Raw genomic sequence first — 14,576 nt, 5'->3', positions numbered from 1 at the left:
TTACTCTCCTGAATCATTATTCGCAACTTGAGTTTCTGACTCTTTCGCCTCTAACTCTTCAGTTTCTGGTGTTTCTTCTTCACCAGCTAACGCCAGCTTCATACCATCAATAGGGTAATCTAACGCTGAAATAATTAATTGGTCACCATCTGCCAAACCATTACCAATAATTACGTTACTACCTTGTTGACGCACAATATCAATAGTTGCGAAATGAAGTTTTGACTCACTATCTAAAATAGCAACTTTACCATCAACAACTAAATACCTTGGAATTGAAGCGGCAGACGCAACATTAATTCCTATAATATTGGCATTTACATAGCTACCAAAACGAAGAGGTGATACATCATTGGATGACTGTGCTAATAAATATGGGTCATTAATTTCTGCAACCAAATAACTCATGCGGCTTTTATTATCTACCACACCTTCACTACGCGCTATTTGAGCTTGCCATTGGGTATCTTGACCTGCAAACTTACCATTAAGTTGAACATTAGCTTCTCTACCTTGATCCACTAGAAATTGTAATTGGTTATCAGCCACAGGCAATCGAACTTCAGCTATCGCAGTTCCTAAGACATGACCAAGTTTAGTGCCTACACCAACAAAAGAGCCTAAACCTATATCTCTGCTATCAATCATGGCATCATACGGCGCTCTAATTTCAGTACGCTCTAAGTTACGCTCAGCTCTTAACACTGCAGCTTGAGCTGCTTTTACGCGTGCAAGTTCTTGCGCAAGTTGCGGTTTACGTAAACTTAATTCTGTTGGTGACGTATCTGTAATTTGTTTCCATTCGCGTTCTGCCACTTTACCTTGTGCAACTTCTTTTTCTAGAGCAGCCCTAGCTGAAGCCATATTAGCTTGTGCATCAATAAGTGCCGCTTGGTAGTCACTAGGATCTATACGCGCTAACAATTGGTCTTTTTTAACAAAACCACCGCGTACAAAAGTATCACTTAGCTCAACAATTTGGCCGTTAACTTGTGCAACTAATTGCGTCTCATATTTAGGTTTAACAATACCGTGCGAACTTACTTCAAGTGTTAACGGGGCAACACTAATATTTTCAACGGCAACAATCGGTGTATTATCAACTTCAGCTTTTTCTTCGGGTGGTTTTTTCATACTAGAAAAACCTATCATGGCTAAAACGCCGCCGGCTAAAATGACAATTGGAATAATAATTTGTTTTTTACGAGCCACTTTTCAATCCCTAATACTAATAAATTTACAGTTATTGTAATGTAATGCTTTATAGTCTAACCAGTTTCTGGTCACATGCATTAACAAAGTTGTAACGCTCTATTACAATATTCGCACCAATTTCTGCTAAGAATAGTCCAAACAAGAAAACAAAAACAATATAATCAAAGTAAATCAACAGGTTGTAGAAAAATATTTTTTGACTTATTTTGAAATAACTTGATTAACATCAACTTAATTATTTTAATTACTTGGCATATTTCACCAAAATATTACTCTTTTAGTCAATATTTACGAAATATCTGTTTACGAAACTCCATAAGACTTCAGCTCGGATAAATCATACAATGTAAGGGTTATTATTTTCATTTAGGGGTTATTGTATGTTCGCTCAATTGAAAGATTTCTTCTCAAGCTTAGACAACAAGGAACAAAGTAATACCATAATTTCTACTGAGCTAGCTTGCGCCGTTTTATTTTGTGAAGTAATGAGAGCAGATAACCACTACACCATTGAAGAACAAACGAAACTCACTCACTTACTACAAAATCAATTTTCGCTCTCAGATACTGAGGTGACAGATATTATTGAACAAGCTATTCAGCTAAGTGAGAATGCCAACGATTTTTTTCAGTTTACAAGTCAATTAAATCAACACTTATCACTCGATGAGAGAATTCACATTGTCAGTTTACTTTGGCAAATTGCCTATGCCGATGGGGAGTTAGCCAGTATCGAAGAGCATATTATCAGGCGTATCGCTGATTTATTGCATTTAAGGCATAGTGAATATATCGCAACAAAAATCCAAGCTCAAAGCATTCAGCAATAACAAAAGAGTGCTTTTAAACAATTAATCTGACTTTACTCATTTGCCTTTCGATCTATGCTAGATATTACGATACAATAGCCCATCGATTTTTTTATTGGCAATGTAATGACTCAAGACACCACCACAAACCCAGCTGAAATAGGCAAATTCAACACCTTAAAAGTTATTGCCATAACTGATAACGGTGCTTTTTTGGACGCTGGTGAGTTAGGCGAAATTTTATTGCCTAATCGCTTCCTTCCTGATGATTGTCAAATCGACAGTTTGGTGACTGTTTTTATTTATTTAGATTCGGCCGACAGGCTTATTGCTACGAGTCAAAAGCCACTAGCGCAAGTAGGTGAGTTTGCTTCATTAAAAGTTGTTCAAGTAAATAAAATGGGTGCCTTTTTAGATTGGGGTCTGCCAAAAGATTTATTGGTTCCATACAACCAGCAGCATACTAAAATGGAAGTTGGTAAGTATTATTTAGTACGCGTATTTCTCGATCAACGAACAGAGCGCATTGCTGCTTCGAGTAAGCTTGATAAATTCATTGATATTTGGCCTGCAGAATATAATGATGGTGAGCAAGTCTCTTTAACTATTGCTAATAAAACCGATCTTGGCTTTAAAGCGATTGTTAATGATTTACATTGGGGACTTTTATATGACAATGAAATTTTCCAACCGCTTCGCGCAGGTCGAAAAATTACGGGCTATATAAAGAAAGTACGTGATGATGGACGCCTTGATTTAATCTTAACCCGTGGCGGAAAAGGAAAAGTTATTGATTTTGCCGATAAGTTTATTGCCTTTTTACAAGACAATGATGGTTTCACCTCTTTGAATGATAAGAGTAACCCAGAATTAATTAAAAGAACTTTGGATGTCAGCAAAAAAACGTTTAAAGCTACGGTTGGCAATTTACTAAAGAAAGGAAAAATCTCTATAGAGAAGAACGGTATAAAATTATTGTAGTATGAACGTAAAAGTAGTTTTAACCCTGATACTATTAAGTATCACATCCTATAAAGTATGCGCAATTAATGTCACTTATATTGCGGATACTAATAGATATACTCCCTTTTGGCAGAATGTACATGACATTGCCCATGCTGCCGCACAAGATCTCGATATAAACCTAACTTTTATTCAAGGCAAAGGGCATCGATTACTGCAAGATAAGATAATTGAAAAAATAGTTAACGCTGAAAACAAGCCTGACTTGTTAATTTTTATGGCGCATCAACGAAGCGCCTTTAAAAATTTTACCTTATTAGAGCAAGCGAAAATTCCCTTTGTCACTTTGTCTAATTTTTCTTATAACGACAATAGTATCCATCAAGAAAAAATAGCTTACCCTCAAGAAGAATTTAAATATTGGCTTGGCGAGCACTATGATAACCACTTTCAAGGTGCTTATTTATTAATGGATTATTTAATTTCTCGATCAAAGCAATCAAAACCTAAAAACACATTAATAAAAGCCTTATCAATAAACGGTGACTTTGCTTCTCAATCATTAGAAAAATCAGCAGGACTCACTCATAAAATAAATAGCGACGAGCAAACGATTATAGTCCAAGATATCGTCGCCCAATGGGACTACGCTAAAGCTAAATCTCACTTCAAAAGCTTATATCAAAGGCACAAAGGTATTGATATTGTACTGGCAGCTTCAGATCATATGGCCGTTGCGGCTATTGAAGGTGCAAAAGAGCTCGGATTAAAACCCAATAAAGACATTTTTATCGGTGGGTTTGATTGGGAACGAAGGGCTTTTAGAGAAATAAAACAAGAACAATTAACAGCCTCAGCAGGAGGACATATTTTCAGTGCTGCCTGGCTATTAGTTAAAGTTTATGATCACTTTCACAATAAAGTTGTTTTTCATCCTGGCGTTCAATCACCCAGTACTGAATTTAGCCTTATTAATATAAACAACTTAAATTCAATGGAAGAAATCACCTATCAAAACAATTTTTCTCACTTAAACTTTTATTGCTTTAGTAGAACATTCACCCAACAGAAAGACTATAATTTTTCGATTAATGATCTGATCGTGCAATTAAGTAAACAATCTAATCACAGCTGTCATTAGTTAGTATCGAGCAAATGTCGAGCTTTTTAGCCGATAAAATCCAGATATACACCAGATTTTATCGGCATTGTTATATTCGTGCCGTGCAGATGTTAAAAACTACCACGAATACCTACACTAAAGCTTCTTGCTGGTAATGGCGCAACATCTTTTAAAAATGAAGAGTGTACTCTTGCATTTTCATTCAATAAGTTTTGGCCTTTAATATAAAGCACTAAGTCATCGCCTATCCCATCAATATAGTAATTAAGATGAGCGTCAACCATGGTATATTCATCTGTTGAACTTTCTAACTGGGCAAGGTTATCTTGTTTAAAGTAATGGCTTACACTGAATTCACCATCAAATTGTTCGCCTTGATAATTGAGCATACTTGCTAACCGTAAAGGTGGAATTCTCGGTAAGTTATCACTCTCACCTTCTTGCACATCAGTTAATTTCGCTCGAATATAGTCACCCAAGAAAGTAACTTTGAACTCATCTGAAATTTGATAAGCCACTTCTGCTTCAAAACCATAAAGCTTTGCATCGGCCTGTACATATTGCATTACAGGTAACCCAGACAACTCTTCCCCATGCTCATCGTCGTTATGCTCGTGTTCGTCATGAAAAACATAGCCGGTATCTTGTTGATAGTAATAGTCTTCAATTTGGTTATAGAACGCACTTAATACAAAACCAAAATCACCAGAGAATTTTCGCCAAGTAAGATCTAAATTGTAGGATGTTTCAACGCTAGGCTTTTGTTCAGATAACTCAACATGCAGCTCTTCACCTTCTTGCTCTACCACAAACATTGCACCTACTTCATAGGTATTTGCACCGATATGTGGTCCAAAAGCAAACAGTTCGCCAGCACTCGGAGCCCTTTGAGAAACGGCAGCAGATGCGCCAATATTATAGCCTGGTTGATAATCCCAAACTAAACCTAAGGAAACACTTAAAGGAGTAAATGATTGATTAGATAACGAAATAACACTCTCTTCATGACCGTGTTCTTCTTCATGTCCATGCTCTTCTTCATGTCCATGTTCAAATTCATAATTATTTACATCAATATCAACATATTCTATTCGTGCACCCAACTGCACTAGGACATCCCCAACATGTTTCTCTTCTAACCAAGCAGCAGCAATATTTTTTGTTAGACTTGCCGGTGTAAACGCCTCTTCTCCTTCTGCAGAAAAATCACTCTGTTTATAGTGCAATGTCCAAGCACCTTGCCAATCATTAATGGCTTTATGATAGATATCAGCACGCGCTTCAAATGTTTCATTATCAAAACGAGTTCCTACTTGACCATCATCAATTTCCTCATGACTATAGTCGGTATAGGCCAGCTTAGTTGCTAATTTTGAAATAAAAGTTTTTTCAAACTTCAACTCACTGAGCATTTGCAGCCGGTCTTGTTTCATTTTTGCATAAACACCATGCTCTTCTTCATGCTCTTCGTGCTCTTCCTCATGTTCTTCATGTTCTTCCTCATGCGCTCCGTGCGTATGGCCTGGTATGCCATATTCACGGGTCATATTGCCATATGAAAAACCAACAAAGCCTTGGTCAAATAAATAACTACTACCTAAAGTAAAACCATCAGATTTTGAGGCACTATTTGCTAACCTATCACTGTGCTCTTCTTCATGCTCATCATCATGGCCTTCATGTTCTTCATCATGATCATCAAGCTCGGCTTCACCTGCGAGCTTATAATCTTTAGATTCACGCCAGAAAGCATCGGCATGAAAAGCCCAGTTATCAAAGCCGGTTTGTAAGTTCACTGCTGCTTGCTGCTCATTTGATACATCATTATATTGTAATAACCAATCGGCTATAGATTCATTACTTGTTGGCACACGGTTATCAACAACATTGACGACACCACCAATCGCACCACTGCCATAAAAGAGTGTTGCTGGTCCGCGCAAAACCTCAACTTGTTGTGCTGTACTGGTTTCTGTGGCAACTGCATGATCAGCCCCAAGCCTAGAAGCATCACCAGCATCCAAGCCATTTTGTGTAATTAAGACTCTTGGCCCGTCTAAGCCTCGGATAATTGGCGAGCTTGCCACAGGTCCATAGTAACTCGAGTGAACGCCTACTTCGTTTTTCAATGTTTCGCCCAAAGTCGACGCTTGTTTCATCTTAAGCTCATCACCACCTATTACATTGACAGGTAATGCTGATTCAATAGCTGATGCATGTAAAACACTGCCTTGCACATCTATAACTTCAATGACAGAAGGTAATAGAGATATGCTTAAATTTGTAATATTGCTTTGCCCTACTTTTACCATTACAGAATCATGACTGTAGTTTTTAGCACTGGTATGTAATTCAAAAGTGCCTTCGGCAATATCATTAAAAACAAAAAAGCCATTTTGGCTGGTGGTTTGCTTTTTATCTAACCCTTTTAAGCTCACTTGTGCATTGGCGATAGCGTTGCCTTGTTTATCAACAATTTGGCCTGATATCTCAGCAGATAATACCTGGCTACACCAAAATAATGGCATAGCTGTGATTGCTGAAGCTAAAGCAGATTTAGTCGTTTTTAATGAGTGAGCAGGATTTTTTTTAATAGCAGGACTTTCACTCAAACCATTCGTTTGAGCAATTCTTTTTTTAAACATCTTAATTTCCAAAAATTTTATATAGCAAAGCGGTAACTCAGCTAAACTGAGCACCTAAACATTCTTCGTGATAAAACAATTAGAAACGTGGTGGGGCTCTTAACAGGGGTTGGCCAAAGTAAGGGGACTGCGCGAGCATTAATTCTGTATTAATCGCTACATCTTGAAACACCTGAGCAATCAATAAACTAATTGAATGATTGGCTTTTACGGTATCTAGCCCCTGAGAACAAAGATAACACTCTTGTTGTTCAAGCTGTGATGTTTGCGAGGTGATATGTTCACTATGAGAGAAAAAAGCGCATAAAAACAACACTAGTGCAAATGCACTAATGTAACGGCTTATTCTTTGTCTTTTTGACAGTATGGTCGAGTTTTTCTTAATAGAACACATCATAACTTTTGTTATAATATAACACACACTTTCTATCATCAATATTATTTCACGAATATTCATTGACTAAAGCCAATAGTAAAGTCTAATCTTAAAGTTGATTACCTATTTTATTTCTGTTTTTTCATTATTTATTGGTAACTTATGACTACTTCATCGCCTGCTCCAAAGCAATCAAAACTAAAAAAGCTAGCAAATCTATTTCACTACTTAAGCTGTGCTTCCTTGACTGTATTTTGTCTTTCTTATTCCCTGCCAAGTGAAGCAGAAAGTTTTAATGCCAAAAGAGCCGGACAAGGATTTACTGGCATTACCCTAGACTTTACTAATGCCCTTAGTAACCCTGCTTTACTTACTGAGTATAAAAGTGACGATGACTTTTATTTTTCCCTCAATCTTGGCATTTTAGTCTCAGATGAATATAACGTTATAGATAATGGAGGTAATATTGCAGATGATTTGGCAAGACTTGCTGATAATATTAACCTTGGCTTACCTGCTGAAGACTTAAATGCCGATGTTGATGACATCGTCGCCGGTTTAACAGCTATAGATTCAAAAATGGTTAACGGTCAAAATGGCCTAAGCTTTCAAGTGATAGTGCCTAATAAGTACTTAAGCTTTGGCTTATTTACGAACCAATATGGAAAATACGGTGGGTTAACTCAATATGATAAAACTGATGAACAACTTTTACGCGACGCTATTGACTCAGGTTATTTGGATCTAGATGAGCTGAAATCAACTGCAACAGGCGTTGGATACTCTATTGCAGAAGCTGGTATTATGCTTGGTGGTGAAGTACTTAATAGTAAGCACTATGATGTTTCGGCTGGCTTGAAACTAAAATATCAGCGCATTGATTTATTGTTTAACTCTAAGAATATTAGTGAGTTTAACGATAACGACTTTGATTTAGGCAATGAAGATAATATAACAGATGAGTCAAACGGTAATATTGACTTAGGTTTATATTTTTCATGGGGTGATGAAAGACAATGGCACGCCGCTATTGTGTCAAATAACTTAATATCTCATGAGATTAAGCACCCAGAGCAAATGATTAGCTTCTTAGTTGAAAATTACAGTATAGCGGGGTTTAGTTATCAAAATGACTGGCTTACCTTAGCCACTGAATTTGATTTAACAGACCGAGAAAGTTTTATTGATATTAAGGCATCAAAATATGCCAGTATTGGTGCTGAATTTCAATTCTATCAAAACTTACAGTTAAGATTAGGCTATCGTGCAGATCTCAATGATATTGATGCTGACATTGTTACAACAGGGATTGGTATATCACCTTGGGACGTTGTTTCTATCGATATTGCAGGTTATATAGGTGACCATGACACATACGGCGCAGCCATTGAGTTTGGTTTAAAAATATAACGAAACAATTTACTTAAAAATAGCACTACCAAGATAATAAAAAAGCACACTTTAGTGTGCTTTTTTATTAGCAAAGAATAGCGAATTACTCTGCGTTGAGTTCAAAGAATTTACTAAAAACTTTATAAAGTTCGGTTCCTTGATTCACACTGGCGGAAGCAAAATGCAGTATAGGTAGCACAGGATGATCTAACGCCACATAATGTAAAGGATCGCCATCTCCATAATTGTCCATACGCAATATTCGTGCAAGCGGCTCGCCTGCAGCTAGTGGTTCTCCAAAATTAGCAAGGTAATCAACCATGCCTCCCATAGGAGAATACAATGCTTTATAGTCCTTTAAATAACATGCATAACGAGTCATTTCTTGTGGTTGATAATTAGGGGCATCAATAACACCCTTGTACTGTAAGTAACTTAAAATCCCCATTGCATCTTGGTGCGCAACATCTAAATCAATTTGCTCTTGCGAACCTAACTCAACAGTAAAGCTTTCTTTATTGAAGATTCCTTGGCCCATTTCAAATGTTCGACCTTTCGCTTCGTATGCCTGCTGTAAGTACCACCAAGGACAAAATGTCGCTTCATCCATTGCACCATCAAAATCATTAGGAATAAGGATGGTATGAGGTATATCAAAATAACTGGCACTGGCTTGGGCGTATTCAGGACAATATAAATGCTTACTCGATATGGGTCCTGTGTGAAGATCTAACACTAAATCAGCTTGATGAGCCAGTCGTTGAAGCTGGTAAGCAATACGCTGACCTGTAGTTAAACCAAAAATATTGTGCTCAAGCTTTTGCTCAATTTCATTTAACATTAATTGTTTAAATTGTTGCTGAATATCACCATCAGTTGCATCTATGAATTTATCAGCAAAAGGCGCGATGACTGATTCGTCAAAATGATACATACGGTTCCAATTCACCCCCGTAATAGGATCAAAACGTCCTAATGTGTATTCGCCATTTTTATGATTACAAGCCACAGGGTTCGCATAAGGGACTAAGGTAATATTACCCTTAATATTGCAGTCTTTTAATAATTCCAAAAGTTGAAAAATAACTGCGTTGCCTTGCACTTCAGCGCCATGCATATTCGCCTGAATATAAACACTAGGACCGACAAAACCATCTGTTTTATAGGAATAAACAGGCACGGTTAATTTAGCGCCACTTGCCATTTCACCTACAGGCATAACGGTTTTATTAAAAATATTTTTACTGTTTGACATATTCATATTATTTTCAAGAAAATTAAGATTAAGCTAAATAACTAGCGGCAGATTTTGCAGGCCTTACAGGTGTCATTTCACCTTGCTCATAAACATATTCAGCCGCAAGCTCATGACACAAGAAAAAAGGCATACTTTCTGTAAAGCCATAAGCACCGCAATAACCAAAGACAAGCTTATCTCCTACTTCTACATCGCTAGGTAATGATAGATGCCCCAGTTTGTCCATACTGGTACATAGAGGTCCATGAATATCAAACTTTTGTAGTTTCTGGTTTGAATCTCTCAATAACTGCACAGGAAAAGGCTGATCTGTTATTGCTGGACGTAATAAGTGGTTTATACCCGCAGCCAGTACTAATTGTTCTTGCTGATAATTCACTTTCTTATCAACAACCGGCACGACATAATAGCCACATTCTGCTACAGCAAAACGACCTAGCTCTAACCATAACTCTTCGACACCTGCTTGCGCTTTAATCACCGCAAGATCTTCAATGGTTTGCTGCCAATTCAACTGCTGATCTGTTGCTAAATAATCAATACCAAGACCACCACCCAAATCAAGCACTTTCAATGTCATCTTAATGCTATTTGCCAGCTCAACTAGTGGCGTCACCATTTGTGACCATAATGAAAACATTTTTTCATTGCTCAGCATATTGCCCCATTGAAAAATATGTAAACCGCAAACATCTAACGCAGGATACTGCTCAAGCGAGATACTTTGCCATTGGGCAACCGAAAGACCAAAAGGCGTTAAGCTATTTCCACCTAGAGGGTTCTTTTCCCCTTCTTGCCACTGTAACTGCACCCTTAGTAAAACTACTGGCTTTACCGTGTTTTGAGCAGTTTCGTTATACTCTAAAACAGCCTCATTTAGCCAAGTTAACTGATTTAAACTTTCGACAACAAAGGTCTCAACCCCTTGCTTAACAAATGAAGCGAGTTGTTTTTTGGTTTTTGCAGGACCTGTATTAAGAATACGATTTGCAGGAACACCTTGCGCCAACACTTGATTCAGCTCACCAGAACTTGCCACATCAAAATTAAAACCTGCCCCATCGAGTGTTTGTAATATCTTAGATAATGGGTTGGCCTTTACCGCAAACCATAATTTAATTGCATCTTGCTGTTGTAATCTTTCTAAGTGTGACCTTAAAGCATCTAATTGATAAACAAAAAGTGCTTGTTCATCTTCTGGTGAGCTATGTTGCTCAATAACAGAGGCTAGTTTACTATCATACCAAGGAGGAATTGTTGTCATTATCGGCTCAGCTTTTTCAAATAAAGTTTATCTAAAAGGGAATGACTACTTAGCCTCATCGCTTTAGCTAAGTAATCATTGTTACAGTGCTTTTATCGTAGAATTGACTCTAACTCTAAGGCTGCATCACTTTGCTTATCACGATATTTTACAATAAGCGCACACGCCATATTTAAGCCTTGCTCTTGCGCCCATTCACTTTGAACAGGACGAGTACCAGGTACAACAATAGCTCCAGCAGGAATTTCAGCACCTTTCTTACGCATTACATTGTTAACACAGTCATAGACAGGTACTGATTTAGAAAGTGACACGCCTGGTGCTAATACCGCTCCTTTTTTTACAACAATCCCTTCTACCACGACAACACCTGCACTTAAAAAAGCGCCATCTTCAATGATTACTGGGCTAGCGCCAACAGGCTCAAGCACACCACCAATTTGCACAGCTGCAGAAACATGGACGTTTTTACCCACTTGAGCACAAGAGCCAATTAATGCATGACTATCAACCATAGTGCCGCTATCCACAAAAGCTCCCACATTGATATAAGCAGGAGGCATAATAATAACGCCAGGAGCCACATGAGCACCCGCTCGTACTGATGAACCACCCGGTACTAAGCGAACATTATCACTTGGTGAAAATTGACGTGCAGGTAAATTATTTTTATCAACAAAGCCTTGATAGTTTTCACTAAAAGCGATGTTTTCACCTGCTTTAAACGCCGCTAATATGCCTTCTTTTACAGCAATATTGGCATGCCAGTTGCCATTTTCATCTTGATCTGCTGCACGTAATGTACCCGCTTCTAACTGTGCTAAAACATCTTGCCAGTTCATGTATTTCTCCGGTTTTCAAATAATTAATCAATAAAAAGGTTTAAACGCTTTAAGCAAAACGTTTTGCTATGGGTATATTTTTTGTTAGCCACAGTGATATTTGTTGGTCATAATTTAACAGCTCACTTTTGTCCGTTAACTCTTCATGAGTCAACGGGGCGCGCAAAGTTGGGGTACTGATACATTGCTGATGATGAAGCAGTACTTTTGCGGGAATGGGGTTTGCAACACTAAAAAGCGCTTGTACTGCATTATCCCATAAAGGAAAGAGCTCTTGATTTTGCTCTGGCGAGCCATGTAAGCATTGATTCACATAAGCAAGCGTAGCTTGAGGCCAAACGTTGGCACACACTGAAACTAAACCTTTAACACCCGCAGGTGCTAAATAAGGCATCATGGCATCTTCACCACTGAATAATTCAATTTTTGGGCAGAATTGACGGTACTGTAAGAACTTACTTATATCGCCACTTGCTTCTTTCATCGCCCAACAATTAGGATGATCTTGTAGTGCTTGAACTGTCTTAACAGGAATTTCAACACCACTTCTTGAGGGCACGTTATATAACATGCAAGGAAAATCAGCCGTATCTAGTAATTGACTAAACCATTGTGTTTGGCCGACTACACCAGGCTTGGCGTACATTGGAGTACCTAAAAGGTAAGCATCAATAGCTAGTGAATTACAGCGTTTTATCCACTGTTTTTGATCTGGTAAATTATAACCGGCAACCGCCACCATTAAAGGGGTATTGAGTTTAAGATTGCAGACGTAATCCACAATAGCAAATTGCTCATCTTTATTAAGGGCAAGACCTTCGCCAGTGCTACCTAGCAATAAAATACCATTGCCAGAATCAGCCTGAGCTGTTGCTAAAGTTTTTATACTATCAAAGTCAATAGTATTGTCTTGATTAAATGGGGTAACTAATGCTGTCCATAAAGAACAGGCTTTTGTCCGCATATGACGAACAGAGGTAGAATTTTCAGTATTCATTACTCTCGAACTCATTAATTGCCTTATTGGCAGTTTAGTTCGGAGAGATCAGGCGTTTACAATGAAGAGCAGAACACTCACGCGGAGTGCATTAGGCTGATAATGCAAAGGCCAGAAGCTCTCCACTCATTTACCTAATCTATTAGGTAATAGTGACAGTTGCTGGGATTCAGCCCAATATTGTTAGTATGCTTTACACACTTGGCAATAAACAACCGACAAAACCATCATCAAATATGGCTTTATCTCGGCGTTAATCCCCCTCATTATTATTACTGGAGTTTGATCTCCATGTTTTAGTCACCTAAAACAATAATAACTACCTGGTTAACGCTCCTCTTCTGACCCCTTAGACATGCTTGTATTTAAGTTTTCAAAAAAACTAAAGCACAAGCTGTCAAAATAGGGACGACGCTATTAAAGCACTTTTCACTAACCAATTCAATGCGTATTCTTTACTTAATGTACAATGCTTGTGGGCTCTTGGCCTTTTCAGGTAGAATGCTTTCTTCTATCTTATGTGGATTATTGTGTTCACATCTTTAGCTTTTTTCAGATGTTAATTAGGTTTTTATGTCAATAAATCAATCCGGCTTATCAAGTACCAGTCAAGTTTTACTTAGAAGCTCACACCTTCTTATAGGCAAAGAGCCGCTATTGGTTAACATGCCCGAAGATGGTTTTATTAACGAGTACCTCTCGTTAAATCCACAAAGTCATATAAGTTGTTATAACACTAACTTTATTGACTACAGTGCAATATCCGCTCGACATAAAGATACCGTTAGTTCTCAGTTTGATAGTCAATACCAAACTGAGAAATTGCATGATTTAGCAATCATCACTTTTCCAAAAAGCAAAGCTGAATTACCTTTTACTTTAGCTATGATTGCTAACTACTTAACACCTGATGCGACAATACTGTTAGTAGGTGAGAAAAAAGGCGGTATTCAATCGAGTAAAAAACTTATTCCTGAATACATAGATAATTACCAAAAAATCGATTCAGCTCGCCATTGCATGTTATTTGCGGGTTCAATTGCTGAGCAAGCCCGCACTAGACCATTTAACCTAGATATGTGGTATAAACAATACCAACTCAGTATAGATGGTATTAATTTAACCGTAGCTTCATTGCCTGGTGTATTTAGCCAGCAACAATTAGATATCGGCACAGCATTATTATTGAATAACCTACCTAAGCAGATGTCGGGTAAAGTGCTTGATTTTGGTTGTGGGGCTGGCGTTATTAGTTGTTTTATTGGGAAGAAGCACCCTGATTGTCAACTTTCAATGCTTGATGTAAACGCATTAGCATTAACCTCAGCGAAGAAAACCTTAGAGATAAATGGCTTAACCGGCCGAGTATTTGCTTCAAATAGTTTATCTACGGTAAATGAGAAATATCAACACATTGTCTCTAACCCTCCATTTCATCAGGGCATAAAAACACATTACCATGCAACAGAGCAATTTTTATCTGGCATTAAAGCCAATATGCTAGCTAAGTCAAATATCACTATAGTCGCCAACAGTTTCTTGCGTTATCAGCCCATTATGGAGCAATCAATTGGCGTTACTAAACAATTAGAATGTAAACAAGGCTTCACTATTTACCATACTCAATGTTAATAAGTTATTAATATTTAAAATAATCATATGGCTAAATAGGATAAAGGTTGAATTCTTTAG

At 37.7% G+C, this 14,576-nt stretch carries 12 protein-coding genes and 1 riboswitch; of the genes, 5 read left to right on the top strand and 7 right to left on the bottom strand.

Going from position 1 to position 14,576, the window contains the following annotated elements:
* On the bottom strand, positions 1 to 1,212 hold the full coding sequence (locus EPA86_RS17865; RefSeq protein WP_140605740.1) for an efflux RND transporter periplasmic adaptor subunit: 1,212 nt from the start codon (positions 1,210 to 1,212) through the stop codon (positions 1 to 3).
* 383 nt (positions 1,213 to 1,595) lie between these two features.
* On the opposite strand from EPA86_RS17865, the gene EPA86_RS17860 reads away from it, so the two are divergent.
* The 3 genes from EPA86_RS17860 (at position 1,596) to EPA86_RS17850 (ending at position 4,128) form a co-directional block, all read left to right on the top strand.
* Positions 1,596 to 2,045, top strand: a complete 450-nt coding sequence (locus tag EPA86_RS17860) for a tellurite resistance TerB family protein (RefSeq protein WP_140605739.1) — start codon at positions 1,596 to 1,598, stop codon at positions 2,043 to 2,045.
* A gap of 105 nt (positions 2,046 to 2,150) precedes the next feature.
* Positions 2,151 to 3,005 (top strand): CvfB family protein, encoded by an 855-nt coding sequence (locus tag EPA86_RS17855; protein WP_140605738.1) that lies wholly within the window; start codon positions 2,151 to 2,153, stop codon positions 3,003 to 3,005.
* Between the two features lies 1 nt (position 3,006).
* On the top strand, positions 3,007 to 4,128 hold the full coding sequence (locus tag EPA86_RS17850) for an ABC transporter substrate-binding protein (RefSeq protein ID WP_140605737.1): 1,122 nt from the start codon (positions 3,007 to 3,009) through the stop codon (positions 4,126 to 4,128).
* 92 nt (positions 4,129 to 4,220) lie between these two features.
* Here EPA86_RS17850 and EPA86_RS17845 read toward each other — a convergent pair whose 3' ends face one another.
* Both EPA86_RS17845 and EPA86_RS17840 read right to left on the bottom strand, forming a co-directional pair.
* The gene (locus EPA86_RS17845) at positions 4,221 to 6,755 is read right to left on the bottom strand and encodes a TonB-dependent receptor (protein ID WP_246058470.1); all 2,535 of its coding nucleotides are present in this window, start codon (positions 6,753 to 6,755) and stop codon (positions 4,221 to 4,223) included.
* Positions 6,756 to 6,834: 79 nt separating this feature from the next.
* Positions 6,835 to 7,152 (bottom strand): hypothetical protein, encoded by a 318-nt coding sequence (locus EPA86_RS17840; protein WP_140605736.1) that lies wholly within the window; start codon positions 7,150 to 7,152, stop codon positions 6,835 to 6,837.
* A gap of 141 nt (positions 7,153 to 7,293) precedes the next feature.
* Between EPA86_RS17840 and traF the strand changes: the two genes are divergently transcribed.
* Positions 7,294 to 8,541, top strand: a complete 1,248-nt coding sequence (traF, locus tag EPA86_RS17835) for a conjugal transfer protein TraF (protein WP_140605735.1) — start codon at positions 7,294 to 7,296, stop codon at positions 8,539 to 8,541.
* An 85-nt stretch (positions 8,542 to 8,626) separates the two neighbouring features.
* Here the strand turns inward: traF and EPA86_RS17830 are convergent, their stop codons facing one another.
* From EPA86_RS17830 to dapA, 4 genes are all read right to left on the bottom strand, one after another.
* The gene (locus EPA86_RS17830) at positions 8,627 to 9,778 is read right to left on the bottom strand and encodes a succinylglutamate desuccinylase/aspartoacylase family protein (RefSeq protein ID WP_140605816.1); all 1,152 of its coding nucleotides are present in this window, start codon (positions 9,776 to 9,778) and stop codon (positions 8,627 to 8,629) included.
* Positions 9,779 to 9,806: 28 nt separating this feature from the next.
* Positions 9,807 to 11,045 carry a PLP-dependent decarboxylase gene (locus EPA86_RS17825; protein WP_140605734.1) on the bottom strand — a complete coding sequence of 413 codons (1,239 nt, stop codon included), beginning with the start codon at positions 11,043 to 11,045 and terminating at the stop codon, positions 9,807 to 9,809.
* A 92-nt stretch (positions 11,046 to 11,137) separates the two neighbouring features.
* Positions 11,138 to 11,887, bottom strand: coding sequence for a 2,3,4,5-tetrahydropyridine-2,6-dicarboxylate N-succinyltransferase (locus tag EPA86_RS17820; RefSeq protein ID WP_140605733.1), 750 nt, complete (start codon positions 11,885 to 11,887; stop codon positions 11,138 to 11,140).
* A 49-nt stretch (positions 11,888 to 11,936) separates the two neighbouring features.
* Complete coding sequence (dapA, locus tag EPA86_RS17815) at positions 11,937 to 12,884, bottom strand: 4-hydroxy-tetrahydrodipicolinate synthase (protein ID WP_246058469.1); 948 nt, start codon at positions 12,882 to 12,884, stop codon at positions 11,937 to 11,939.
* A 107-nt stretch (positions 12,885 to 12,991) separates the two neighbouring features.
* A riboswitch (Lysine riboswitch) is annotated at positions 12,992 to 13,233 on the bottom strand.
* A gap of 224 nt (positions 13,234 to 13,457) precedes the next feature.
* Between dapA and EPA86_RS17810 the strand changes: the two genes are divergently transcribed.
* A complete protein-coding gene (locus tag EPA86_RS17810) occupies positions 13,458 to 14,516 on the top strand; it encodes a methyltransferase (protein WP_140605732.1) in 1,059 nt (352 codons plus the stop codon).
* Positions 14,517 to 14,576 lie beyond the last annotated feature (60 nt).

This window comes from Litorilituus lipolyticus (assembly GCF_006439335.1).
Taxonomy (GTDB): Bacteria; Pseudomonadota; Gammaproteobacteria; order Enterobacterales; family Alteromonadaceae; genus Colwellia; species Colwellia lipolytica.
Note: the sequence above shows the minus strand (reverse complement) of the source record. Positions and strands in the feature narration are given on the sequence as shown.